Here is a 23,672-nt window from a genome sequence, read left to right as displayed (position 1 = left end):
TGAGGCGTAACGCGATTGTACATATATGTCTAGTTCGTGCCGTGGTGTGAAAGCGGCGGCTGTCGCTAACGGCTGCGCGAAAGCGTTTCCTCGACATAGCGTGAAAAATCCTCGACATCCTGCGCCGTGGGCTCCTGGCCGGTGAAGCTGCGCAGATAAGACGCGACGTGCGGCAGGCGGCTGCTCATCGGTTCGTCGAGCTCGAGCGAGTAGTAGCCGATCTGCATGAAATAGAGCACGCGGGCGCGCACGAAGGCGTCTTCCTCGTCATAGCCGTGGCGCCTGAACATGTCGCGAATGGCGTCGACGCGCTCCTCGTCGGCCTCGTCGAGAGCCCGCCTGATGGCGGGCGATCGCCGGGCCCACGCCCTGATCGCGAAATCCAGCTGCGGATCGAACAGCTTCTCGTCCACCCAGCACTCGAAGATGCTCATCACCCCGCGGATGACGGTCGCGGAAGGCCGCGCGGCGCGTTCGACGATGAACCTTGTATTGGTCTGCCGCCAATAATCCAGCAATTGGTCGAGCAGGTCCTGGCGGCTCTTGAAGTACCAATAGAAACTGGAACGCGACACATCGAGCTTCTGGCCGAGCGTCTGCACACGGACGCTTTCGACGCCGTCCGAAATCAACGTTTCAAGCGCGAGCTTGAGCCAGTCTTCCCGGGTGACCTTGATGTTGCCGGTGGCGCCGGCGCGCTGGGTTGTCGTGTCGGTGGCTTCCATCGGCACGACGCATGACACGCCGCCCCGGGCAAATCAAGACTATGGACATATATGTACAGACCCGTTTCGCGGTGATTGGAACGATGTGTCGCCGAACCTGTTGGGCCAAGGACGACGCGACGCGGGCAGCAGGTCGCGCGGGGCCGCGAACCGAGAGACTTTGTCGCGGCCGTCCGCGCAAAGCGTGCTTTCCCGCAGCGCAATTGTCTGGCAAATACAATCACACAGATGCCGCCGCGCGGCGAACCAGCAGGAAAGACACGACATGGCACCGCTTCGACAGAACCTCATCGACGGCGAGTGGGTCGGCGATGCCGGCTCCCGCAACATCAACCCGTCCGATACCGGCGACATCGTCGGCGAATACGCTTCCGCAGGTGTCGAACAGGCGGCACAGGCGATCGCCGCGGCCAAGGCGGCCTTTCCCGCCTGGTCGCGCTCGGGTCTGCTGGTCCGCCACGCGGTGCTGAAGAAGACGTCGGACGAGATTCTGGCGCGCAAGGACGAGATCGGCCGCAACCTGGCGCGCGAGGAAGGCAAGACGCTGGCCGAAGGCATTGGCGAGACCATTCGAGCCGCCCAGATCTTCGATTTCTTCGCCGGTGAGACACTGCGCCTCTCGGGCGAAGTCGTGCCCAGCGTGCGGCCGGGCGTCGGTGTCGAGATCACGCGCGAAGCGGTCGGCGTGGTTGGCATCATCACCCCGTGGAACTTCCCGATCGCCATTCCCGCCTGGAAGATCGCCCCGGCGCTTGCCCACGGCAACACCATCGTCTTCAAGCCGGCGGATCTCGTTCCCGAGAGCGCCTGGACCATCGTCGACATACTGCACCGTGCCGGTCTGCCCAAGGGCGTGCTCAACCTCGTCATGGGCAAGGGCTCGGTGGTCGGCCAGGCGATGCTTGACAGCCCGGACATCAACGCCATCACCTTCACCGGCTCGGTTGGCACCGGCAAGCGCGTCGCCGCGGCGAGCGTCGAGCACATGCGCAAGTTCCAGCTCGAAATGGGCGGCAAGAACCCGCTGGTGGTGCTCGATGATGCCGACCTCGCTACGGCTGTCGATTGCGCGATCAACGGCGCTTTCTTCTCGACCGGTCAGCGCTGCACGGCTTCGTCCCGGCTGATCGTGACGAACGGCATTCATGACCGTTTCGTCGAAGCGCTCAAGGAACGGATGGACAAACTGGTCGTCGGAGATGCGCTCGACGCGCAGACCCAGATCGGTCCCGTTGTCGATGCGACGCAGCTCAAGCAGGACGAAGACTATATCGCCATCGGCGTCAGGGAAGGCGCCACGCTCGCCTTCGGCGGCGAGCGGCTCGACCGCAAGACGCCGGGCTTCTTCCTGCGGCCGGCGCTGCTGACCGATGCCACCAACGCCATGCGCAGCTCGCGCGAGGAGATTTTCGGGCCTGTTGCCAGCGTCATCCGCGTCAAGGACTACGACGAGGCGCTCGCCGTCGCCAACGATACGCCATTCGGGCTGACGTCCGGCATCTGCACGTCCAGCCTCAAGCACGCCACGCATTTCAAGCGCAATTCGGAGGCCGGCATGGTGATGGTCAACCTGCCGACGGCGGGTGTCGATTTCCATGTTCCCTTCGGTGGCCGCAAGGGCTCGAGCTACGGTCCGCGCGAACAGGGCCGATACGCCATGGAATTCTACACCACCGTGAAGACCGCCTACACGTTTGCAGGCTGATCGGGGCGCCGGCTGACCGGGCCGGCGAAGCCTTCGCGTGCACCAAGAGACAAGGCGATGACAGTTCAAGACAAGGATCTGACCTGGCTCAATCCGCCGCCGCATCATTCCATCGACGGCGATGCGGTTCATGTGCGCACCGGCAAGGAGACGGATTTCTGGCGCGAGACTTTTTATGATTTCTGGCGCGACAACGGCCATTTCCTCTACAAGCGCGTAGAGGGCGATTTCACCGCGGAAGTCACCGTCACCGGACGTTATGAGGTGCTCTACGACCAGGCGGGGCTGATGCTCCGCCTCAGCGAAACGCATTGGATCAAGGCCGGCATCGAATATACCGACGGCGTGATGTACTTCTCGGTTGTCGTCACCAACGATGCCTCGGACTGGTCGTTGGCCACCATTCCGGCCGGTCCGGACGGCGTTGCGATCCGGTTGACCCGCCATGCCGAGACCATCCGCGTCCAGTACCTGGATGTCTCCGACGGTCATTGGAAGCCGGTGCGGCTCGCCTACTTCCCGGTCTCGAAGGCGGTCGATGTCGGCATGATGTGCTGTTCGCCGCAGCGCGAAGGCTTCGAGGTCACTTTCACCGGCTTTTCGGTCGGCCCGCCGATTTCGCGGGACCTGCACGGCTGAAGCCCGCGCCAACGCCGACGGGACACAAGTGTCATCGCCTGGACCACGCCAGCCAGCGTGCCGCCAGATGCCTCCACAAAGGGGTGAACCGCGTTCGCCGGTAAGCGTCGCCGGCCATTTTGATGCCTTGCGCCTGTGTCGGGAAGGGATGGATGACGTCGGCCAGCGCGTGCAATCCCATGCCCGACCTGATGGCGAGCGACACCGCGTTGATCATCTCGCCGGCATGGGCGGCGACCACGGTCGCACCGAGGATGCGGTCTGATCCTTCCCTGACATGGATTTTGACGAAACCCTCTTCCTCGCCGTCCATCACCGCGCGGGCGACATCGTGCATCAGCACCGTATAGGTCTTGACCGGAATGCCGTCGCGTCGCGCCTCCACCGGATAGAGGCCGACATGGGCGATTTCCGGATCGGTGTAGGTGCACCACGGAACGACCAATTCGCTCAGCCTCTTGCGCCCGAGAAACAGGGCATTCTGCACGACCATGCGGGCTGTTGCTTCAGCGGTATGCGTGAATTTGTAGTCGAGGCAGACATCGCCCGCCGCATAGATGCGCGGGTTTGAGGTCCTGAGATAATCGTCCACCTTGATGCCTTTGGCATCGTGGGCAACCCCCGCCTCGTCGAGGCCAAGACCGTCGACATTGGGCGAGCGGCCTATGCCGGTGATGATCTCGTCGACGGAAATGGTCGTCGTGTCGCCGTCCCGCACCAGGTCGGCGAGCTTCTTGTCGCCTTCCCTGCGCACCGCCACCACTTCGGTGTTCAGTCGGACCTCGACCCCCTCGCGCGCCAGCGCTTCCGAAAGGATCTGCGCGGCGTCGCGTTCCTCGCCGGGCAGGAACATCGGATCGCTCTGCGCCAGGATGACCTTCGCACCGAGCAGGCAGAAGGCCTGCGCTGTCTCGCAGCCAAGCGGCCCGCCGCCGATGACCAGCAGCCGCTTCGGGCAGTCGACAAGGTCGAACATCGTCTCGTTGCTGAGATAGCCGGCCTCGACCAGGCCGGGAATGGATGGAAACTCCGGCCTCGCGCCTGTCGCAATCAGCGCCTTGCGAAAGCGCAGCGTCGTTCCCGCGACGGTCACGCAATCGCTTCCGTCGAACCGGGCTTCGCCGAAATGAACGTCGATGCCCAGCGCAGCAAGCGCCTCTGCGCTGTCGGCATGGCTGATCCGTTGCCGGATGCGCCGCATCCTGGTCATCGCGCGCTGGAAATCGACGCGAAGATGGTCCGGCGCATCGGCTCCGAAATTCTCGGCATCGCGCATGTCGGCATAGAGCCTGGATGTGCGGATGATCGACTTGGACGGGATGCAGCCGGTGTTGATGCACGTGCCGCCGATCAACCCGCGTTCGATCAGCGCCACTTTCGCGCCGAGGCTTGCCGCTTCGCTCGCCGCCGTCAGGCCGGCCGGCCCGGCGCCGACGACGACGAGATTGTATGCTCCGGTGGGCGGCGGGTTTCGCCAATGCGGCGGATGGGCGCCCCTGACCAGCTCGACATCATTGTGGTCGGCCGGAAAACCGGCAGCTTTCGTCCCTTCAAGCGACATCGCGGCCATCCGGGCTTGCCGGCTGCGACAGCCATCCGCCTGTGAACCCCGCCTTGTTCAGGCCGCGGCGGATGTACTGGTTGGAACGCATCAGCTCCCACACCAGGCGCGAGCGGTGGTTCTCGATCATCATCACCACTATGCCTTGGTCGAGGCCGAAATGGCCTTCCGACACCCAGCCGTCGCGGCCAAATTTTCGCCGGTTGGCCAGCGTCGGGTTGAAGCCGCTCGGCAGCCGGAAATTGTCGATCACCTGGGGGTAGCGATCCGCGAGATGGCGCAGCGCCGCCATGCAGATGTCAGGCGCGAAAGGCAGCGACGCCGGATAGGACCACGGCGCGATCGTGCCGTCGTCCGGCCCGAAAGGCGCACCGCGCGCGACGTAGCCGGAAAACCGGCGCCGCCGCCGTTGTATGCTGCTGCGAAAGCCACCCGGTCCGTCCCCGGCCGAAAGCCCCCAGAGGTTCTCTCCGTATCCATCATAGCCATGGGGGTTGTGCCGAGCATAGTCGCGGTGCAGGTAGGTCGAGCGGCGGCTGTTTTCGAAATAGTCCGAATTCTTCTCGCGCATGAAAGCGTCGCGGATGCCGGCGAAATCGATCCAGGCATGAGAGAACTGGTGCATGAACAATGGACCGCCATAAAGCACGTCGTAGCCGTAGATGTTTTCCCACTGATAGGTCGCCGTCCAGCCCGCGTAGCTGTCGTCGGACGTCGGGCTGTCGGGCGAGGCCATCGACAGGACATAGAGGATCGTCGCCTCATTGTAGCCTTCCCAGCCATAGTGGAGAAAGCCGCTCTTCGGTTTCCAGCCCTGTCGCAACGTCGGACTGCTGCCTTGCGCCCATCGCCAGTCGACGCGCCGGTAGAGCGCCTCGGCCAGCCGGCGGATTTCGGCTTCCTCGTCATCGTCGCCCCGGAAATAAGCGCCCGCCGCGAGAATGCCGGCCATCAGCAATGCCGTATCCACCATCGACAGTTCGCAGCGCCACACCCGAAGTCCGGTGCGAATGTCGAGGAAATGATAGTAAAAACCCTTGTGGCCGGTGACGTCAGCGCCACTGCCTTGCGTGCTGGTCCAGAAGAAACGCAGCGCGGCGAGCGTCAGCTCCACCGCTGCTTCCCGCCCCATCCAGCCGCGCTCGACCCCGATCGGATAGCAGGAGAGCGCAAAGCCTACGACCGCGATGCTGGCCGGTGAATTCGGCCGCGACGTGTCGGCGACCAGCCCGTTTTCGGGGTTCACGTTTTCCAGAAAATAGCCGAAGGCCGCGCGCTGGAAACGATCCAGAAGGTCGTCGTCCGACAGGATGGCAGGCTCGACTTTAAGCAAATGCGGCAAGCTCCGGTCTGGTCGTCGCGATTGCCGGAGAAAGGTGCAGGAATCGCGCGCGGGCCGATCTGTCACGCCTGGTCATGTCTTCGCCCTCATTATTGCCGTTGCCGGGTTCCGGCTTCGGCCATTGTACGCTTGTCCAGCTCCGTTGGTTGCTTCCTCACGCGCAATTGTAGTTGCTTGCCGCCAGCCGGAAAGCGCCGCACCACATCAGTAGGTGGCGCGGCCGCCGGAGACGTCGAAGACGGCAGCCGTCGTGAACGAACATTCCTCCGAGGCGATCCAGCAAATCAGCGCCGCCACCTCGTCGACCTCGCCAAAGCGCGCCATCGGTATCTTGGAGAGCATGAAATCGATGTGCTCCTGGCTCATCTGCTTGAAGATCGCCGTGCGCACCGCTGCCGGCGTGACGCAGTTCACGGTTATGCCGGTCTTGGCCAGTTCCTTGCCGAGCGATTTGGTCAGGCCGATCACCGCGGCCTTGGATGTGCTGTAGGCGGAAGCGTTGGGATTGCCTTCCTTGCCGGCGATCGAGGCGATGTTGACGATGCGGCCGTAATTGCGCTCCAGCATGTGCGGGACGAGCGCCTTGTTGCAGTAGAAGACACCGTTGATGTTGATGTCGATGACCAGACGCCAGTCCTCCACCGGATAGTCCCAGGCGGTCATGTTGGGACCGGTGATGGCGGCGCTGGTGATCAGGATGTCGACCCCGCCATGCGCCTCGATCGTCGACCGCGCCGCCCGATCCACCGCCGCCGGGTCGGCGACATCGACGGTCTGGCCATGCAGCGCCGGGATCGAAGCCCTGGCCGCTTCGATCTGGGCGGGATCGCGGTCCCAAACCGAAACGCGCCCGCCTTCTTGGACCAGCCTCTGTGCGACGGCGAGGCCGATGCCGGATGCGCCGCCCGTAATCACCGCCGAGCGTCCGGCAAACCGTTCCGCGAAAATCGTCGGCATCTCATTTTCCCCTGTCCTGGCGCAAATCGGCTCCGCTCGGCGAAACCAGTTCGGGGGTGACTGTGAGGTCGCCGCCGGCCAAGTTCAAGCCGGCATGCACCTCGATCGTCTGGGCCAATCCCTGAGGCGCGTTATGCCGGGCTCCCCTCGATCTGCCTGTCCAGCGCTTGCACCAGCGCCAGGCCTATTTGTCCGAGCGGTACAGGAAGAACTGCAGGAACAATTCCCGCTCGGTGGTGATGTCGAGTTTCTCATAGATGCGCCGGCGATGGTTCTTGACCGTGCCGACGGTGATGCCGAGCCGCTCGGCAATGTTGGCGGTCGGATGGCCGGCCAGGATCAATTGCACGAGCTCTCTTTCCCTGAGCGACAGTTCCGGCCATAGGCTCGCCGGGATTGTGGGTTGCTGGCGCGGTGAGGCGCCGGGGCTGGACGGCGCCGAGCTGCGCGAGAAATCGCTTCCGCGCGTCTTGATGTCGAGCGCGTGCAGCGCCTCGAACGCCGGCAGCCGCTCAGCCAGCAGGGCGATCTCGTTGTCCTTGAACGCCGTGGTCGAACGATCGAGGAAAATGCCGAGGCACCAGTCGCCGCCATCGGCCAGCATGATGCCGACTTCATCGCAGATCTCCGATTGCGCGAGGAAGCCGGCTATGTACTGGCCGCGTTTGGCCTCGTCGTCGGCCAGCCGCTTGAGCGGCATGATGCCCAACCGGCGCTCGCGCCGCCAGGAAGCGTAGAAGGGGTCGAACACGTAGTAATTATCAAGATAGCGCCGCACCATCTCGTCGGAGAAGCGCCGGTGCTTGACGAATTGCGGCGTCTGCGTCGCCGAATAGCGCGTCACCGTCACCAAGTCATGCGCGATGTCGGCGCCGATCAGGTCGATCAGGCAGTCGACATGCCTGTCGGTGCCGGTGGCGGCGATCGCCATGGCGAGCGGCGCCCAGATGTTGCCCATGCGCATGCCTCTTTTTCGGCGACGAGCTCCCGTCCGTCATTGTGCCTTTAGGCATATGGCGCGATCCGGTCCCGCGAATCTAGCCTGTGGTCATGCTCGGCAAGGGAAGGCGACCCGTGGACCATATCTCTACCAATCCCATCGTCATCGGCATCGACGCCGGCGGCACCATGACCGACACCATCCTTGTCGATCAGGACGGCCGCTTCAAGATCGGCAAGTCGGCAACGACGCCGAAGAACGAGGCCGAGGGGTTCCTCGCCTCGGCCGAGGACGCGGCGGACGCCTGGGGCATCTCGCTCGAGGCCCTGTTTTCGGGCGTCAATGTGGTGCTCTATTCCGGCACCGGCATGCTCAACACGCTGCTGTCGCGCACCGGCAGGAAACTCGGCCTGATCACCACCAAGGGCCTTGAGGACATGATCCTGATGGGTCGCGGCCTGCAGGCCTGGGCCGACTATTCCTATGCCGACCGGCTGCACGCTGTGACGCATCATCATCCCGATCCGCTGGTGCCGCGCCGACGCACTCACGGCGTCACCGAGCGCATCGACCAGTTCGGCGACATCATCCTGCCGCTCTATGAGCATGAGGTCCGTGCCGCGGCGAAAAAGCTGATCGCCGACAAGGTCGAGGCGGTCTGCATCATGACGATCTTCTCGCATGTCAATCCGGTGCATGAGAAGCGCATCGCCGAGATCTGCCGCGAGGAGATCGCCGCCGCCGGAGCCGACATCCTGGTCTACAGCAGCCATGAGGTGCGCCCGGTCATCCGCGAGCAGTCGCGGCTGAACTCGGTGCTGATCGAGGCCTACGCCACCTCGCGCGGCCGCAAGCAGCTCAAGGGGATCGAGGACGTCTCGAAGAAATACGGCTTCAGATATGGCGTCCAGACGCTGCTCTCCTTCGGCGGCCTCACCTCGATCAATCATCCGCGCCTGCACGAAACCATGATCTCGGGTCCGATCGGCGGCATTCTGGGCGCGGCTTATGTCGGCAAGCTGATCGGCAATGACTCGCTGATCTGCTCCGATATGGGCGGCACCTCCTTCGACATGGGCGTCATCACGCGCGGCCAGACACGGATCGAGAACGAGCCGCTGATGGACCGGTTCAAGCTGAACGTGCCGACGCTGCATCTCGACACGATCGGCGCCGGCGCCGGCATGATCCTCAAGGTCGATCCGCTGACGAAGAAAGTCTCGCTCGGGCCGGAAAGCGCCGGTGCCGATCCCGGCCCGATCTGCTTCGCCAGGGGCGGCACCGAGCCGACCATCGCCGATTGCGACGCCATCCTCGGTCGGCTGAACCCGCATTATTTCCTCGGCGGCAAGGTCGTGCTGCAGGTCGAGAAGGCGCGCAAGGCCTTCGAGGAAAAGTGCTCCCGTCTGCTCGGCGTCGGCGTGGATGAAGCCGCCGAAGGCATGATCGACATGCTGGAAGCAGACGCCAACAACGCGCTGCGCCGCGTCATCTCCGGCCAGGGCATCCATCCTTCGGAGTTCACATTGCTTTCCTATGGCGGCTCGGGGCCGTTGCATCTGGCCGGCTGCTCCAGGGGCATCGGCTTCAAGGATATCATCACCTTCCAGTTCGCGGCCGCCTTCTCCGCCTTCGGCTGCACCACGGCGGATTTCATGCGCCGGCATTCGGTATCCACGCAGATCGACATCGGCGCGCGCGCAAGCGAGGCCGAACTGCTGGCCTTCGGTGCCAGAGTGACCGCGGTCTGGGACGATCTCACCAGGGCCGCGGTCGACGAGATGGTGGCCGACGGTCATGCGCTGGACAAGATCAGGACGGTGCCGTTCCTGATGATGCGCTATACCGGCCAGCTCGAGGACGTCGAGGTGATGGCGCCCCTATCGGCCATCAATTCGGCCGACGACATGCGCAAGGTCATCGACGAGTTCGAAGCGGTCTACGCCAAGGTCAACCATCGCGTCTCGCGTTATGGTGAAGCCGGCTTCTCGATCACCGAACTCGGTCTCATCGCCACCGCCGACAAGGTCAAGCCCGTGCTGCTCAAGCGGCCGCTCGGCCCCTCAAGCCCCGCATCCGCGCACAAGGGCGTGCGCGAGGCCTATATTGGCGGCCGCTGGCACAAGGCCGATCTCTACGAGATGGATCTTCTGCTGCCGGGGCATGAGGTGACCGGCCCGGCCATCATCGAACACCCCGCCACCACCCTCGTCGTCCATCCGCGGGACCGTGTCTTCGTCGACGAATGGACGCTGCTCCACTACTCCCACGCTTGAGAGGGCGAACGCCATGCTGGACAAACCCGCCTCCGCCCTGCGCCTCCGCGAGCGGCTGATCGAATCCGAACGGCTCATGGACGAGACCGGCTGCTATGACGGCATTACCGATCTCGAACTGCGCAACCAGGATCCGCTGAAATTCGAGACGCTGCACACCAAGCTGCGCGCCTACTGCGTCTCGGCGCGCGAGATGGCGCGTCGCATCTCGGCTTCGCCCGGCGTGCGCGAGGTCGGCGAGATGGTCGTCGCCATCTACACGCCCGAGGGCGACGCGATCGCGCTCTCCAACGGCATCATGGTGCATGTGCACACGATGAGCCGCTTCATCAAATGGATGATCAGACAAGGCTACGAGGAAAATCCCCGCATCGTCGACGGCGACATCTTCGCCAACAACGACGCCTTCATCGGCACGGTGCAGGTGCCCGACGTGATGGACGTGGTGCCGATCTTCCACTCGGGCAAGCTCGTCGGCTGGGCCGGCGCCGTCTGCCATGAGCTGGAGGCCGGCGGCATCACGCCGGGCGGCGACGTGGCGCTGGCCCAGGAGCGCTTCACCGAAGGCCTGTTCGTCTGTGCCGAAAAAGTCGGCCAGAACGACGAACTGCGGCGCGACTACGTGATCCGCTGCGAGCGCAATCTGCGCATGCCCATCTACTGGGTGCTGGACGAGAAGGCCAAGGTCGCCTCCTGCATCGACATGCGCGAAAGCGTCAAGGCGCTGATCGACGAGATCGGCCTCGACTACTGGATGAAGGTGTCCAAGGAATTCATCGAGGAGGGCCGCCGCGCGCAACTCGCCCGCACGCGGCAACTGACCGTTCCCGGCATCTATCGGGGGCATACTTTTTACGGTCACGTCACCAAGGGCAAGCCGGGCTACCAGCCGCTCGGCGACCCCGACTGGCTCTACAACATTCCGATCGAAATGGAGATCACCACGGGCGGCAAGATCATCATGGATTTCGAGGGCACGCAGCCCTGGGGCTACCATTCCATGAACTGCACGCCGGCCGGCATGGATGGCGGCATGTTCGTGACGCTGACCCAGCACATGAATTTCGAAGGCCTGGTCAATGACGGCGCCTGGATGGCGACGGAGCTGAAGCTGCCGCATGGCACCTGGACCAATCCCGACAATGAGATGGTGGCCACCGCCACGTCCTGGGCGCTGCTCTTGCCGGCTTATGGCGTCTTCCAGCGGCTCCTGTCGAGATCATTCATCGCCCGCGGCTTCGTCGAGGAGGCCTTCGTCGGCCAGGTCAACAGCCCGATGATCGAGATGGGGGGAACCAGCCAGTACGGCACGCTGTTCGGCATGGCGCATTTCGAATGCGCGGCCGCCGGTTCCGGCGCGCTTGCCATCAAGGATGGGCTGGACACCGCCTATGTCGGCTGGAATCCTGAATCCGACATGGGCAACATCGAGATCTGGGAACAGAACATGCCGATGGTCTATATCGGCCGTTCAATCGTTGCCAATTCCGGGGGCGCCGGCAAATATCGCGGCGGCTGCGCCTTCCTGTCGACCTGGCTGGTCAGCAAGACCGACCATCTCCGGCTGGTCACCTCGGAACACTCCTCGCGCGTCTTCGACAATGGCGGGCTCTGCGGCGGCTATCCGGCGCCGACCTGCCAAAAACACCGTGCGGTGCGCGACAGCAACATCTTCGAGCTTGCACAAAAGGGCGCGCCGCTGGCGCACCATACCGGCACCAATCCTTATCGTTCCGAACTCGAGGTCCGGCTCGAAGGCCAGCACGTGACGATGGAAGGGCCCTATATCACCGCACCCCACAAAACCGGCGACGTGTTCACCCATTCCTACAATGGCGGGGGCGGCTATGGCGACGTGCTGGAGCGCGACCCGCTCAAGACAGCATCGGACGTCGAGAACGGCTATCTCACCAGGGAAGCTGCCGAAAATGTCTTCGGGATCGTGCTTGACGAGGACGAGGACGGCTATCCCGTCGCCAATCTCGAAGCCACCAAGCGCCACCGCGCCGAGATGCGGTCGCGCCGGCTCGCTCGGGCCAGGCCGGTCTCGGAGTGGATGGCCAAGGAGCGCGAGCGGGTGAAGGCGGTCGATTTCGCGCCCGAGGTGAAGAAGATGTATGCCAGCGCCATCAAGCTCTCGCCGCGCTTCACCAGGGATTTTTCAACCTTCTGGGATGTCGACGCCAAATCGACCTTCGGCGTGGAGTAGGGACCATGACCTCATACAGCAAGGAAGTCATCGCCGATCTGGTCGCGGGCACCCTGCCTTGGCCGCAGACGCGCCGCGTCATGAGCGCCTACAAGGACGACGACCGGTTCTTCAAATATGTCGCGGTTTTGCAGGACCGTGTCGGCTGGAGCGATCCGATACTGCTCCCTGTTGGCGACCACCTCTTCATCTGCCAGAGCGGCGATGAGCGGGTAACCCGTTGCGAATGCGGCCATTCCTTCGGCGACTACCGCAAGAACTGGAAGCTGAAGGCTTCGATCATCGTGCGCGACAGCGAGGAGGCGCTGCGCGAGATCTATCCCAACAGCGACCTGCCGGATCCCGAATGGATGGAAATCCGCGAGTTCATCTGTCCGCAATGCGGCACGCTGCACGAGGTCGAGGCCGCGGCGCCGGGTTATCCCATCGTCCATGATTTCGAACCCGACCTGGAAGGTTTCTACCGCGATTGGCTGGGCAAGCCGCTGGAGCCGCTGGAGCCGATGGACAAGGAAAGCTGATGGCAAGGACACAAGTTTCGTCACCGGCTCCGAAGGTTATGTTGGCCTATGAAGTTCAGATACTCTCGGGACTGATGGACCGTCCCGTGCCGCGCGGAGGCCATGCCCGATGACAAACCTTTCCGGCCGCGGCGCAATCGTCACCGGTGGCTTCTCCGGAATGGGCCTGGCGATTGCCACGGCATTGGCGCAGGCCGGCGCCAATGTCGCCGTCGGTTCCTATGTCGCACCTGGCGGCGTGGAGAGATCCGACGCCGCCTACTATCCCGGCGCTGACGAGATAGAGCGCGTGCGTTCGGCTCTCGGCGCGCATGGAACGAGGATTTACACCGCCCATCTTGACGTGCGCGACACCGACGTCACGAACCGTTTCGCGGCCGACGCCGAGGCGGCGGTGGGTCCTGTCGACATCCTGGTCAACGCCGCCGGCACCACGGCCGAGCAGCCGGTCTGCGGCCATTCCGACGCGCTGTGGGACAAGATCGTCGACACCAATCTCACCGGCGCCTTCCGCGCCACCCGCGCTGTGCTGCCCGGCATGATCGAGCGCGGCTGGGGCCGCATCGTCAACATCGGCTCGACCGCCGCCTCGGTCGGCTGGAAGGACAATCCCGCTTACTGCGCCTCCAAGGCCGGTCTCCTCGGCCTCACCCGTTGCGTGGCGCTCGAAGGGGCGGCGCATGGCGTCACCTGCGTCATGATCAGCCCGACCTGGGTCGAGACCGAACTGATGCGCCGCAACGTGGCGCAGGTCGTCGAGCGCGAGGGCAAGGGCCGCACGGCCGAGGACGCGATGGCCGAGATCGCCAGGGGCAACCCGCAGCAGCGCATCCTCCAGCCGCAGGAGATCGCGGCGCTGGCCGTGTTCCTCTGCTCGGATATGGCCAAGGGCATCACCATGGAAAACATACAGGTCACCGGCGGAGCACTTTGGTAGCGCGCACGGCTGGTTGCGGCGTCGATGGAGAGGCCGGCAATGGAAAGAGAAGTCCGATCCCGTCCGGGCGTGTCCCGGACCTGATCTCTCGGCGCTCGCCTGGCTGTAAGACAAGGTGACCGCATTTGCCATTGAGCGCGCGGCGCGATAGGTTATATTGCACTGCACAATGGAGATGCCGTCGATTGCACCCTTCTTACGGAGATGCCTGCCGGCTACGCGGCGGTCCGGGGTAGGCTCGGCGAGAACCTGAGATGAAGATTCCAAAGTCCTTGCTGGTCGATCCCGAGAGGAACTCGGTCTACGGCAGTTTTGCCGTTGCCGTCTCGGTCTGGGCATTCTCCTACTCCGTCATATTCGGCCAGGTGCTGATCCTGGCCTATTATGCGGTGTGGCTGCCCCTCATCATGGTCGACTACAGGCGGTTCCTGCGGCATCTGTCCAGCGCCTGGCTGCCATTGTCGTTCGCGGCCTATGTATGCTTCTCCGTCTTCTGGTCGGATGCTCCCGGCATCACCGCGAGAACGGCCGTCCAGTACTTCTCCCACATCGCCTGCGCCTATGTCGCGGCGCGAGCCGTCAGTGTGCGGACCCTGACAATAGGCGCCCTGGTCGGCATATTCGTCGTCCTGCTCTACTCTCTCAAGGTCGGGGCCTATTCCGAGGACGTCCTCGACGGCACTTATAATTTCGTCGGCGCCTTCGCCTCCAAGAACCAGATCGGCTTCGTCGCCTCGCTCGGTATCTATTTCAGCGTCGTCTTCATCGCCTTCCTCAGGCACGGCCGGCTAAGCCTGTTCCTGACGGTGCCGGTGGTGCTTTTGTCGGCCTATCTGCTGGTCATCTCGCATTCGGCCACCTCGATGGCCTCGACACCGGCGGTGCTGGCGCTGGTGATGCTGCTTGCCATGAGCAAGGTGCTGTCGCGACGCTATCGCCGGGTGATCTTCCTGATCGGCGCCGGCATGCTGGTCGTCACAATCCTTGTGGCGCTGAACCTCGGCCTCATGGACTTCGTCCTCGGCCTGTTCGGCAAGGATTCGACGCTCACCGGACGCACCTATCTGTGGGAGCAGGGCTGGAACGCCGCGCAGAGGTCGCCCATGCTCGGCGTCGGCTATGCCGCATACTGGGTCCAGGGTTTTGCCGAGGCCGAGCGCCTGTGGAACGAGTTCTACATCACCACCCGCACCGGCTTCCACTTCCACAATACCTACATCGAAGCCCTTGTCGAACTCGGCTTCGTCGGGGCGACGCTGGTTTCGCTGGTCATCCTGCGCACGCTCTACGGCCATGTCTCGGCGGTCGCGTTCGGAACATGGCGGGCGGATTCGGTCGTTCTGGCCGGCGTCATGGTGCTGCTCCTGATCCGCTCCTTCGTCGAGGTCGAGATCCTCAACCCCTACATCATGGGTTCCTTCCTGATGTATTTCAGCTTCTTCAAGCTGGCGCGACTGCCCGTTGCCCGTCCTCGCCTGTCTGCGGCAAGGATCGAAGAGGCAAATGCCGCCAGAGGCTGGAGCGGCCCCGAGCCTGGCACGGACGCCGCTCGATGAATACCGATCGGTTTCCCGTTTGGGATTGCGTCAAAGCAAGGCGATAGAGCGGCTGGCGATTCCCTCAAACGCCGCCCCGCTCCAGCAATTTCAGGAAAGTGTGTACGGCTTCCCCGGGAAACGCGCGCAGCGCTTTCCGTCCGGAATTGCGCAAAAACAAAGGGATAGAGCAGCTCACCGTTTTCGTGAACGGTGAGCTGCTCTTATCTCGGCCGTTCGACCACTTACTGGCTGGGCATTGGCGCCAGCTTGACCTTGATCACATCGCCCGGCAACACGGGGGTGTCTTCCTTGACCGCAATCTCGCTCGTCTTGCCCTCGGCAGCGCGCAGCAGTGAATAGATCAGGGTGGGCTCTTCGTTGGTTGCGCTGGCGGCCACGGTGGCGGGATCGGTGGCCTGGGCCATCAATCCTTTCTGCATGTTGACCCTCAGCGCGGCCTCGTTCAGGTCGGCTTCGGTCTGCTGCCGGTCGGCGGCGAGGCTCGAGCTCAGCGTGTTCTGGGCATCGATGGCATCCTGCGTTGCCTTGCTGATCGCTTGCTTGGCGGTGAGGATGGCCGTTTCGTAGTCCAGGATCTTGCCCTGAAGGTCGGTGACGGACTGTTGCGAATCCAGCAGTCTTGCGTTGGCGACCAGGCCTTTCTGGGCCAGCGGACCGATGCTGGTGAGTTGCTGCTGCGCCAGGTCGACCTGCTTCTGCTGGTTGACGATCTTCTTCTGCAGCGATTCGATCTCGGCCTGCAGAACCCCTTTCAGATCGCTGAGCGCCTCGAGCTTCAGCTTCAGCGCCTTCTGGTCAGCCGTGAGGATCGTCATCTCGTCCGCGACGATGGCCTGCAGTCTCGGATCGCCCTCGACCTCCTTCGGCACGTCGAAGCTCGACTTGCCCGCAAGGTCGGCATCGATGCGCGCGCGCTTGACGATCAGTCGAACGCGCTGATCGTCATATATATCGAAATTGCCTTTGGCGGTGACCAGGTCCTTGCCGAGCTGCGGGCCGTAGTCGGCGCTTCGCCGGATGCCGCCGGCGATGCTGACCGCCTTCAACACCGTAAGATCGGGCACATAGGGGAATTGGCCGGGGTTCTGCACCTCACCCGAAATATAGAACGGCCGGAACTGCGCCATTTCGACCGATGCCTCGGGCCGGTCCGACAAAGCGAGCTTGTGCTGCAGCGCCTCGCCGATCGCCGCCGCGACTTCGGCCGTTGTCTTGCCGGATGCCGGCAGCTCGCCGACGAAAGGCACCGACAGCATTCCGGCCGGCCCGACCGTGTATACGCCATTCACCGCCGACCAGTCGCGGAACGTGCCTTCGACGGTCTGCCACTCCGCGATACGGATGGTGAGCTTGTCTTGCGATCCGAGATGGTACTCGTCGGCAATGGCGATCCGAGGCAGGGCGAGCGACAGGGCCAGGCAACTGGCTACGAGCCGCAAACGCCGCGAGCGGCTCGAATGCGGGCCGCTGCAAAAAACTTCGAACATGTCTATCTTCAACTGAATGTTCCGATCCGCTTTGGCCCCACCAGCCCGATGAGCCTGCGCCCGATGCCTGCCGGGAGAGATCCCCCGCGTGCGATCCGGTTCGCGACCGCTCAGTAGCAGCCGCGCGACATCCAGACAGCCGGAACTGTCTTGATGATGATGCGAATATCCTCAAAAAGTGACCAATTCTCGACATAGTGGCGATCGAACGCGACTCGGCTGTCATAGGAGACGTCGTTGCGGCCGCTGACCTGCCACAGGCCGGTCAGGCCGGGGCGGGACTTCAGGTAATACACAGCGGCGCTGCCATAGATCTCCAGTTCGTCGCGCACGACCGGGCGAGGTCCGACAAGGCTCATGTCGCCCTGAAGGATGTTGATGACCTGCGGCAACTCATCGAGACTGAGTTTCCTCAGGACCGCGCCGACCCGGGTGACGCGCGGATCGTTCTTCAGCTTGCGGGTGGCTATCCATTCCGCCTTGGCTTCCGGATTGGCCGCCAGATAGGCGGCCAGCACCCTTTCGCCGTCCGGCACCATGGTGCGGAACTTGAGACAAGGGAAAACCCGTCCGCCACGCCCGATTCGCCGGTGACCGTAAAAAATCGATCCGCCATCGGAGAATTTGACGAGCAGCGCTATCATCACGAACAGCGGGCTGAGAGCGATCAGGGCGGCCAGTGAACCGGCAATATCGAAACTGCGCTTGATAAGGCCGCCGATCGGCGGTGGAAAATCGACGCCAGCCTGCGAAAACTCCGCTGTGGCCGACTTGGCAACATCCCTCATGCCAAAACTCCATGCGTTGACCGGATGGTTTACGGCACGATATCAAAAAAATGTTGCAGCGCAACACACAATTTCCCGCACCTTTGAAATAGTCACGTCATGAATTGACTAAATAATAAGCGCGCCCTGCACAAATTTCGGAATATTTAGCACATTTATGACATAAATGGGCATAGCCGGAAAAATAGAGGCGCTTTTGGGGCAACTTCTAGGCGGGGCGTTCTTTATGCCCTTGAATGGAGCTCGTTGGTGCTTTAGAGCGGCACGATATTCGGTGGTATTCATATAAAATACTATTCAATATTGTAGATTCTACTGAAAAACACCAAAGAGCCGAAGTTGCGCGTAATCCCGTCGTGTGCGTTGCAGCATGAGCGAGTCGAGCGCAAAAGCTCACCTAAAAATAAATGCAGTTGCCCTTGCGGCCTTTTGCTCGCCTTAATAGAATTGCAAATTATACCTGTCAAAGTGGCGACAGGTTGAAAGGCCGGAAGCAACCGGCCGGGAGCGGGCGACTTAACAAGCCCGCATGACAAGGGACGACGCTCGGGTGGGGCAACGATTGGAATATACCCGGGCCGGTTTGTGGGCTGTTGGGTATGTCGCTTCCAAAATTCATCGTTGGGATGATTTTCGCTCTTGCGATCGTCGTTGGCTGGTCATGGCTGGGCGGCGCTTCAATAGGCACGACGCTGCTGCGCGTCATCATTTGTGCCGTGGTCATCCAGGCGGGCTACTTCGTGCTCGTCTATGCCATGATCGTCAAAAGCGCGCCGACGCCGGCCGACAGGACACGCGAGGCCGAAAGAAAGCTGAGTTCGGCCGAGGTGGCCGAGGGTGAAAAGCTGGGCGGCGCCGGGCGAAGCCTTCACTGACCCAGACCAGGCTGGCCTCAGGCCACGTCGGCGGGTTCGGACTCAGATTGTTCGCCCGAAAGCATCCGGGACAACCGGCTTCCTGCTTTCGCCTTCAGCCGCCGATATTGCCCGACCTCGACGACACGGCCGTTTTCCATCGCGACCACCCAGTCGGCGAACGCGATCATCGATGGCCGGTGCGCGATGGTCAGGATCGTCATCGAGCCGCTCAGCCCGTCGATCGATTGCGCGATCAGTGCCTGGTTTTGCCAGTCGAGCGCGCTGGTCGCCTCATCCAGGATGAGCAGTGACGGCTTGCGCAGCAAGGCGCGCGCCAGCGCGATCCGCTGGCGTTCGCCGCCCGACAACCGCACGCCGCGGTCGCCGACCACCGTTTCCAGCTTGAGGTCGAGCCGTTCGACGAATTCGGCCGCATGGGCCGATCGCAATGCGGCCCACAGTTCATCGTCGCTTGCTTGCTGTGCGGCCAGGCGTAGGTTCGCCGCGATCGTGTCGTGCAGGAGAAACACGTCCTGCGGCACGTAGGCGACCTGGTCGCGCCAGCCCCGGCGATTGGCGGCGTCGATCTCGACGCCATCGACGAGGATCGTGCCGGCTGTCGGCTCGAGCAGGCCGAGCAGCATGTCGGCGATCGTGCTCTTGCCTGATCCCGAAGGGCCGATAAGGGCGGTGACCTTGCCGGCCGGAAGGCCGAAGGTGATGTCGCTCACCACCGTCTTGGCGGCGCCGTCCTCGTAGGCGAAGGAGACGCCGCGAACATTCAGTCCGAAATCGAGCGACAGCTTTCGAGCGTCCTGGATCCCGGCATGGCCAGGTTCCCGCTCGGCGTCGAAACGCATCTGCAGGCTGCGCATCGCGGCATAGGCGGGCAGGTTGATCAGGACCTGCTGCGCTTGCGTCTGCATGTCCATGAAGCGCGGCGCGATGCGCATGAAGACCAGCAGCAGCACCACGATCTCGGCCAGTGAGAGGTCGAAGCGAACCAGCGCCACATAGATGAACAGGCTCAAGCCGATCACGCTCGCCACCTGGAACAGGGCGGTGCCGGTCGAGCTGTTGCGCACATAGGCGATGTTGTCGGCCTTCATCCTTTCGAGTGTCGCCTGCAACTGCGCGAAATAGGTCGCCTCGATGTTCAGGCTCTTGGCCACCTTGATGCCGCCGAGGAATTCCGAGACCGTCCGGTATTGATCCTGCCGGTTGGTGGTCAGGACCTGGCCAAAGGCGGTCGCCCGCGACCGGAATGGCCGCAGCGCGAGGAACATCAGGATGCCAATGACCACGGCGAACAGCGTCATGACCGGCGAAATGAACATGGAGATCACGAGATAGCCGGCCAGAAGCACGGCGATCTGCACCAGCATCAGCAGCGAGAAGGCCGCGCCCTGGACGCGGTCTATGTCCCCGGTCAGCGCATGGTCGAGGTCGGAGCCGCGCATGCGCGTGAAGACGCCCCACCGTGCCTTGCCGATGCTTTCGAACAGGTTCATGCGCAGGCGGTTGATGAAATCGAAGAGAAGCCTGGCCATGTAGACCGACTTGAAGCGGTTGAAGGCGGCCTGCAGCGCGACCAGCGCCACCAGCATGCACAGCATCGTGGTCAGCTTCAGCGTGCCGTCCGGCACCAGCCAACGCATGAAATCATTGTCGGGCAGCTTGATCGCGAAGTCCTGGCCGGAGCGTCCGACCAGCTGCAACAGCGGAACCAGCAACAGGATGGAGATGCCTTCGGTCAGGCTGCCCAGGATCAGGAAGAGCAGCGCCGTCCAGGCCCGCCGCCCGCCTATCTGGGCGATAACGGCGCCGAACCCGGCGATTTCCCGAAACAATGACGGGCGAAGGAGCGATGATTTCGACATCTCCTGCTATCCCTGTTCCTGCTATCCCTGTCCGGCCATCAGGTCATGCTCGACGAGGCTCACGACCTCGCCGATCCTGTCGAGCCCCGTCGGCACTTCGAGCCTGCACACGCCGACGCGATCGGCGAGCCGTGCGCAATGCCCGAGATGCGCCGCCGCGAAATCGCCGACCAGGGCGGCGCGGCCGAAACGCGTGACGTATGAAAATCTGATCACGGCCGGCAAAGCGGCGATGCCGGGCATGGGCGAGATCTCAGTCTTTTGGCCGCGCTCGAGAATATAGATGCGGCTCGCCGGAACCCTGTCGCGCGAGAACGCCCCGTGCAATCGGTGCTGGGCCTTGTTGATAGCCGGATGCACCTGCGGCCGCACTTGTGCCCCTTCGAGCGAAATCGCGGCAGCCGCGTCGGCCGCCAGCTTGATCTGGGGAAAACCCGGCACGATCATCGGCTCGTCCGGATGGCTGAGATCGAGCGCCACGACGTCATCGGTAAGCAGTTCGTGTCCGGCACGGATCATGGCGCTTGCCGTCGTCGATTTTCCGGCGCCCTTGTCGCCCATGAAGATGGCGCTTTTGCCGGCAATCGCGACGGCGCTGGCATGCAGCACGAGCAGGCCCCGCCGGTGCAGGATGAGCGCCATCACCGGTCCCAGCAGCGGGAACGCGATCAGTGCGTCGTCGATGCCGGGCGCCGGCTCGACCTCGATGCGGCAGGCGTCGCTGATCAGGAACGCGGCGACAGCGTGCCATGCCAGATATTGCCGATCCGGTTCGAAGCGGAAAATGGTCGCGGCCTCGGGCGAAGGCTTCGGCATATCGATCGCGCCGACACTGATCACGATATCCGCCGCTGCGGGTTCGGCCGGCTCCAGTTCTGGCAATGTCACCTCGGAAGCGATGGTCAGGCCGTAGGCTCGATAAAAACGGCGCTGTCCGCGCGGCCAGCCTTGCGCGCGCGGGCGGAGGGCCAGCGGCTCGTTCAACGGCGTCATGCGGCACTCCCGGCACGCTGCACCTGCCGCAGCCACAGCGACAGCGACGCCGAGCGCCAGACATACTGGACGTCGAGCGGCGCCGGCCGGTCGGGCCGACTGAGCAGCCGGGCATAGGCAGCCTTCACGGCCGGCAGGTTGATATAGGGCTCGATGCGGCCGGCGTCCGGGCCGAGCACCTGTTCCAGGAGGTCGCGGTGGTTGCGCAGCATGCCGTTGACGAGATTGCCGGTGAAATCGATCTTGTCGCGCCGCCACTGGACCGCCGCCGGCAGCACGTCTTGCATGGCGCGGCGCAGCACGTAGCGGCCAAAACCGCGGCTGAGCTTCTCCTCGCCCGGCAATGCCAGGCAGAACTCGACCAGCGGCTTGTCCCAGAAGGGATAACGAGGTTCGACGCCGAAATTGGCGGCCGCCTTGTCGAGGACTTCGAAAGCATGCGGCACATAGCCGTTGGAAAGAATCCAGCGGTGGGTCAGCGCCTCGCTGGCGCTGACGTCGGGCGGCTTGTAGCCGGCTCGGTGAACCCGCTCGATGAGCTCGGTGCGGCCGGCAAGATCGGCATTGATCAGGTCGCGCCAGCTTCCGCCCTGGGCCGGCTTTCGCAGCCTGTGCAGGAGCCGGTTCGCGGCGTGCCTGAGCCTGGCCACGCGCCAGGCAGGCCCGTAGATGGTCAGGAACTGGAAATACATGCCGAGCATGCCGTCGCCATAGGTGTTGGAAGCGCTGCGGATCTCGCGCCACAGCTCCAGCCACTTGCCTGCATTGGCAAGCTCGTGCAGATGGCCGTGCCCCTGCGATACGACTTCGTCCCCGCCATGGCCGTCGAGAAGCACCTTGACGCCTTTGGCGCCCGCCGTCCTGTATACCTCCCGGGTGAGCGTAAGGCCCGGCGCCAGGAACGTTCCTTCCTGCTCTTCCAGCACCCGTTCGAATTCCGCGAACGGCGCGTAGTTGCCGACCGGGATCAGCGTGCCGTCGACGCGCCCTTGTTCCAGCACCGCGTCTATGAAGGGGGTTTCGTCCATCGCCGAACCGCGTTCGAAAACCAGCGAAAAGGTGGGCAGCCTCGGCTTTTCCTCGGACAGGTTTTGCCGGCCCGCCACGCAGGCGATCGAAGAGGAGTCCAGGCCGCCGCTCAGCATGGCCCCGACCGCCGCGCTTCCGCGCATGCGGTTGCGCACGGACTGCGAGAAGAGGTGGGCGAATTCCTCGGCGGCGTCCGGCCGCATAGGCCGCGACGACGGCTCGATCTGCCAGTATCGCTGCAGCGTCACGCGCTGCCCCGTCACAGTGAGGCTGTGGCGCGCCGGCAGGCGGAAAATATCGGTATAAGGCGTCGCTTGCGGATCGTCTGGCAGCCCTGCCAGGAAACCCGAGATCTGATGTTCGCTGAGGCGGGCGCCGGCCCCGGTGACGCCAAGGATCGGGCCGATCTCGGAGGCAAAGACAAAGCGCTGCCCGTCCGCGTGATAGTAGAACGGTTTGACGCCGAAATGATCGCGCGCGCAAAACAGCACCTGCCGCTCGGCATCCCAGATGGCGAAGGCGAAATCGCCTTGCAGGTGCACGGGACAGGCTTCGCCCCAGCGCAAATAGGCCCGCATCAGGAGCACGGCGTCGGCAACCGATGCGTCGCGGACGCCGAGCCGTGCCGTCAGCTCGTCGCGATTGTCCAGGCGGCAATCCGCGGTGACGGCCAGTTTGCCGCCCGCCATCGTCAGCGGGCCGGGGCCGGCTTCATCGGTCGTGTTGAGCCAGGCGTGGCCGAGCGCGACAGCCTTGTCGGTCCACCACGAACTGCCGTCGCGGGCGCGATGACGCATGCGGGCCAGCATGCGCTGGATATCGGCTGCGGACTCCGGCGCCTCGTGCCCGTGCAGGATACCGGCCACGCCGCTCATCGGTCATTGACCATAGTCGACGAGAGGGACAAACCTGTCTATCGAGCCGCCAAGGACGACATGGTTGCCGCTGATCAGCCAGGCATGCGCCTTCAGCTGCCGGCCGGTGTCGCGCTCGATGCCGATGCGGATCTTCGAGGCGTTGCCCTGGCGGGCGAGAATGTACTGGCCGGCGAGCGCCTGGGTGAGGCAGCTTGCGCGCGGCACCAGGCGGGCCGCGGCGGCAACGCCCCAGGCGACACGGCGCAGTTCTCCCGTGCTGGCGCATTCACGCGCCTCCAGCCGGGTGACGATGCCGCGAAGGCGGTTGTAGGAGAACAGGGTCAGCCCCAGGCGAACGGCCGCGACCACCAGCAGGCAGCGGCAGAGGAACAGCATTTCCGGGCCACTCA

At 63.6% G+C, this 23,672-nt stretch carries 19 protein-coding genes; 8 read left to right on the top strand and 11 right to left on the bottom strand.

The window, feature by feature from the left end; genetic code table 11:
- Positions 1-65: 65 nt before the first annotated feature.
- Positions 66-725: a TetR/AcrR family transcriptional regulator gene (locus FJ979_RS08735; RefSeq protein ID WP_181165292.1), complete on the bottom strand. Its 660-nt coding sequence runs from the start codon at positions 723-725 to the stop codon at positions 66-68.
- A 265-nt stretch (positions 726-990) separates the two neighbouring features.
- On the opposite strand from FJ979_RS08735, the gene FJ979_RS08730 reads away from it, so the two are divergent.
- Positions 991-2,430: an aldehyde dehydrogenase family protein gene (locus FJ979_RS08730; RefSeq protein WP_140512893.1), complete on the top strand. Its 1,440-nt coding sequence runs from the start codon at positions 991-993 to the stop codon at positions 2,428-2,430.
- A 57-nt stretch (positions 2,431-2,487) separates the two neighbouring features.
- Positions 2,488-3,069, top strand: coding sequence for a DUF1349 domain-containing protein (locus tag FJ979_RS08725; RefSeq protein ID WP_140523515.1), 582 nt, complete (start codon positions 2,488-2,490; stop codon positions 3,067-3,069).
- 31 nt (positions 3,070-3,100) lie between these two features.
- On the opposite strand, the gene FJ979_RS08720 is transcribed toward FJ979_RS08725, so the two are convergent.
- The 4 genes from FJ979_RS08720 to FJ979_RS08705 form a co-directional block, all read right to left on the bottom strand.
- The gene (locus FJ979_RS08720) at positions 3,101-4,630 is read right to left on the bottom strand and encodes a mercuric reductase (protein ID WP_140580565.1); all 1,530 of its coding nucleotides are present in this window, start codon (positions 4,628-4,630) and stop codon (positions 3,101-3,103) included.
- Positions 4,620-5,963, bottom strand: coding sequence for a glucoamylase family protein (locus tag FJ979_RS08715; RefSeq protein ID WP_140580563.1), 1,344 nt, complete (start codon positions 5,961-5,963; stop codon positions 4,620-4,622). The genes FJ979_RS08720 and FJ979_RS08715 overlap by 11 nt, the downstream gene beginning before the upstream one ends.
- A 213-nt stretch (positions 5,964-6,176) precedes the next feature.
- Complete coding sequence (locus FJ979_RS08710) at positions 6,177-6,929, bottom strand: SDR family NAD(P)-dependent oxidoreductase (protein ID WP_140580562.1); 753 nt, start codon at positions 6,927-6,929, stop codon at positions 6,177-6,179.
- Between the two features lie 184 nt (positions 6,930-7,113).
- A complete protein-coding gene (locus tag FJ979_RS08705; RefSeq protein WP_140580560.1) occupies positions 7,114-7,893 on the bottom strand; it encodes a helix-turn-helix transcriptional regulator in 780 nt (259 codons plus the stop codon).
- A gap of 110 nt (positions 7,894-8,003) precedes the next feature.
- On the opposite strand from FJ979_RS08705, the gene FJ979_RS08700 reads away from it, so the two are divergent.
- The 5 genes from FJ979_RS08700 to FJ979_RS08680 all read left to right on the top strand — a co-directional run bounded on the left by FJ979_RS08700 (position 8,004) and on the right by FJ979_RS08680 (position 15,368).
- Complete coding sequence (locus FJ979_RS08700) at positions 8,004-10,145, top strand: hydantoinase/oxoprolinase family protein (RefSeq protein WP_224684603.1); 2,142 nt, start codon at positions 8,004-8,006, stop codon at positions 10,143-10,145.
- A 13-nt stretch (positions 10,146-10,158) separates the two neighbouring features.
- Positions 10,159-12,354 carry a hydantoinase B/oxoprolinase family protein gene (locus FJ979_RS08695; protein ID WP_140497213.1) on the top strand — a complete coding sequence of 732 codons (2,196 nt, stop codon included), beginning with the start codon at positions 10,159-10,161 and terminating at the stop codon, positions 12,352-12,354.
- Between the two features lie 5 nt (positions 12,355-12,359).
- Positions 12,360-12,875, top strand: coding sequence for an acetone carboxylase subunit gamma (locus FJ979_RS08690; RefSeq protein WP_140512904.1), 516 nt, complete (start codon positions 12,360-12,362; stop codon positions 12,873-12,875).
- Positions 12,876-12,984: 109 nt separating this feature from the next.
- Positions 12,985-13,812, top strand: a complete 828-nt coding sequence (locus tag FJ979_RS08685; RefSeq protein WP_140523531.1) for an SDR family NAD(P)-dependent oxidoreductase — start codon at positions 12,985-12,987, stop codon at positions 13,810-13,812.
- 254 nt (positions 13,813-14,066) lie between these two features.
- Positions 14,067-15,368 carry an O-antigen ligase gene (locus FJ979_RS08680; protein ID WP_140523534.1) on the top strand — a complete coding sequence of 434 codons (1,302 nt, stop codon included), beginning with the start codon at positions 14,067-14,069 and terminating at the stop codon, positions 15,366-15,368.
- A 224-nt stretch (positions 15,369-15,592) separates the two neighbouring features.
- Here FJ979_RS08680 and FJ979_RS08675 read toward each other — a convergent pair whose 3' ends face one another.
- Together FJ979_RS08675 and FJ979_RS08670 are read right to left on the bottom strand one after the other, a co-directional pair.
- Positions 15,593-16,858, bottom strand: coding sequence for a polysaccharide biosynthesis/export family protein (locus FJ979_RS08675; protein WP_181171603.1), 1,266 nt, complete (start codon positions 16,856-16,858; stop codon positions 15,593-15,595).
- A gap of 110 nt (positions 16,859-16,968) precedes the next feature.
- A complete protein-coding gene (locus FJ979_RS08670) occupies positions 16,969-17,646 on the bottom strand; it encodes a sugar transferase (protein ID WP_140497203.1) in 678 nt (225 codons plus the stop codon).
- A gap of 599 nt (positions 17,647-18,245) precedes the next feature.
- Here FJ979_RS08670 and FJ979_RS08665 point away from each other — a divergent pair.
- Complete coding sequence (locus FJ979_RS08665) at positions 18,246-18,521, top strand: exopolysaccharide production repressor exox (protein ID WP_140512914.1); 276 nt, start codon at positions 18,246-18,248, stop codon at positions 18,519-18,521.
- A gap of 17 nt (positions 18,522-18,538) precedes the next feature.
- Here FJ979_RS08665 and FJ979_RS08660 read toward each other — a convergent pair whose 3' ends face one another.
- Genes FJ979_RS08660 through FJ979_RS08645 form a run of 4 tightly spaced genes read right to left on the bottom strand, consistent with a single transcriptional unit; the run spans position 18,539 to position 23,658 of the window.
- Entirely contained in the window at positions 18,539-20,383 is a 1,845-nt protein-coding gene (locus tag FJ979_RS08660; protein ID WP_140580559.1) for an ABC transporter ATP-binding protein, read from the bottom strand.
- Between the two features lie 21 nt (positions 20,384-20,404).
- On the bottom strand, positions 20,405-21,376 hold the full coding sequence (locus FJ979_RS08655; protein ID WP_140580557.1) for a serine kinase: 972 nt from the start codon (positions 21,374-21,376) through the stop codon (positions 20,405-20,407).
- Positions 21,373-23,280 carry a lasso peptide isopeptide bond-forming cyclase gene (locus FJ979_RS08650; protein ID WP_140512920.1) on the bottom strand — a complete coding sequence of 636 codons (1,908 nt, stop codon included), beginning with the start codon at positions 23,278-23,280 and terminating at the stop codon, positions 21,373-21,375. Before FJ979_RS08650 ends, FJ979_RS08655 begins: the two co-directional genes overlap by 4 nt.
- A gap of 3 nt (positions 23,281-23,283) precedes the next feature.
- The gene (locus FJ979_RS08645) at positions 23,284-23,658 is read right to left on the bottom strand and encodes a lasso peptide biosynthesis B2 protein (protein ID WP_224618327.1); all 375 of its coding nucleotides are present in this window, start codon (positions 23,656-23,658) and stop codon (positions 23,284-23,286) included.
- Positions 23,659-23,672: the final 14 nt, after the last annotated feature.

This window comes from Mesorhizobium sp. B1-1-6 (genome assembly GCF_006443035.1).
In the GTDB taxonomy this organism is placed as follows: Bacteria; Pseudomonadota; Alphaproteobacteria; order Rhizobiales; family Rhizobiaceae; genus Mesorhizobium.
The sequence above is the reverse complement of the archived record's forward strand: the minus strand, read 5'-3'. Positions and strand labels throughout refer to the sequence as shown.

Bases quoted from the DNA above. Each gene is read 5' to 3' on its own strand.
- FJ979_RS08735 (WP_181165292.1), bottom strand. From the start codon at position 725: ATGGAAGCCACCGACACGACAACCCAGCGCGCCGGCGCCACCGGCAAC.
- FJ979_RS08730 (WP_140512893.1), top strand. From the start codon at position 991: ATGGCACCGCTTCGACAGAACCTCATCGACGGCGAGTGGGTCGGCGAT.
- FJ979_RS08725 (WP_140523515.1), top strand. From the start codon at position 2,488: ATGACAGTTCAAGACAAGGATCTGACCTGGCTCAATCCGCCGCCGCAT.
- FJ979_RS08720 (WP_140580565.1), bottom strand. From the start codon at position 4,630: ATGTCGCTTGAAGGGACGAAAGCTGCCGGTTTTCCGGCCGACCACAAT.
- FJ979_RS08710 (WP_140580562.1), bottom strand. From the start codon at position 6,929: ATGCCGACGATTTTCGCGGAACGGTTTGCCGGACGCTCGGCGGTGATT.
- FJ979_RS08705 (WP_140580560.1), bottom strand. From the start codon at position 7,893: ATGCGCATGGGCAACATCTGGGCGCCGCTCGCCATGGCGATCGCCGCC.
- FJ979_RS08695 (WP_140497213.1), top strand. From the start codon at position 10,159: ATGCTGGACAAACCCGCCTCCGCCCTGCGCCTCCGCGAGCGGCTGATC.
- FJ979_RS08690 (WP_140512904.1), top strand. From the start codon at position 12,360: ATGACCTCATACAGCAAGGAAGTCATCGCCGATCTGGTCGCGGGCACC.
- FJ979_RS08685 (WP_140523531.1), top strand. From the start codon at position 12,985: ATGACAAACCTTTCCGGCCGCGGCGCAATCGTCACCGGTGGCTTCTCC.
- FJ979_RS08680 (WP_140523534.1), top strand. From the start codon at position 14,067: ATGAAGATTCCAAAGTCCTTGCTGGTCGATCCCGAGAGGAACTCGGTC.
- FJ979_RS08675 (WP_181171603.1), bottom strand. From the start codon at position 16,858: ATGTTCGAAGTTTTTTGCAGCGGCCCGCATTCGAGCCGCTCGCGGCGT.
- FJ979_RS08670 (WP_140497203.1), bottom strand. From the start codon at position 17,646: ATGAGGGATGTTGCCAAGTCGGCCACAGCGGAGTTTTCGCAGGCTGGC.
- FJ979_RS08665 (WP_140512914.1), top strand. From the start codon at position 18,246: ATGTCGCTTCCAAAATTCATCGTTGGGATGATTTTCGCTCTTGCGATC.
- FJ979_RS08660 (WP_140580559.1), bottom strand. From the start codon at position 20,383: ATGTCGAAATCATCGCTCCTTCGCCCGTCATTGTTTCGGGAAATCGCC.
- FJ979_RS08655 (WP_140580557.1), bottom strand. From the start codon at position 21,376: ATGACGCCGTTGAACGAGCCGCTGGCCCTCCGCCCGCGCGCGCAAGGC.
- FJ979_RS08650 (WP_140512920.1), bottom strand. From the start codon at position 23,280: ATGAGCGGCGTGGCCGGTATCCTGCACGGGCACGAGGCGCCGGAGTCC.
- FJ979_RS08645 (WP_224618327.1), bottom strand. From the start codon at position 23,658: ATGCTGTTCCTCTGCCGCTGCCTGCTGGTGGTCGCGGCCGTTCGCCTG.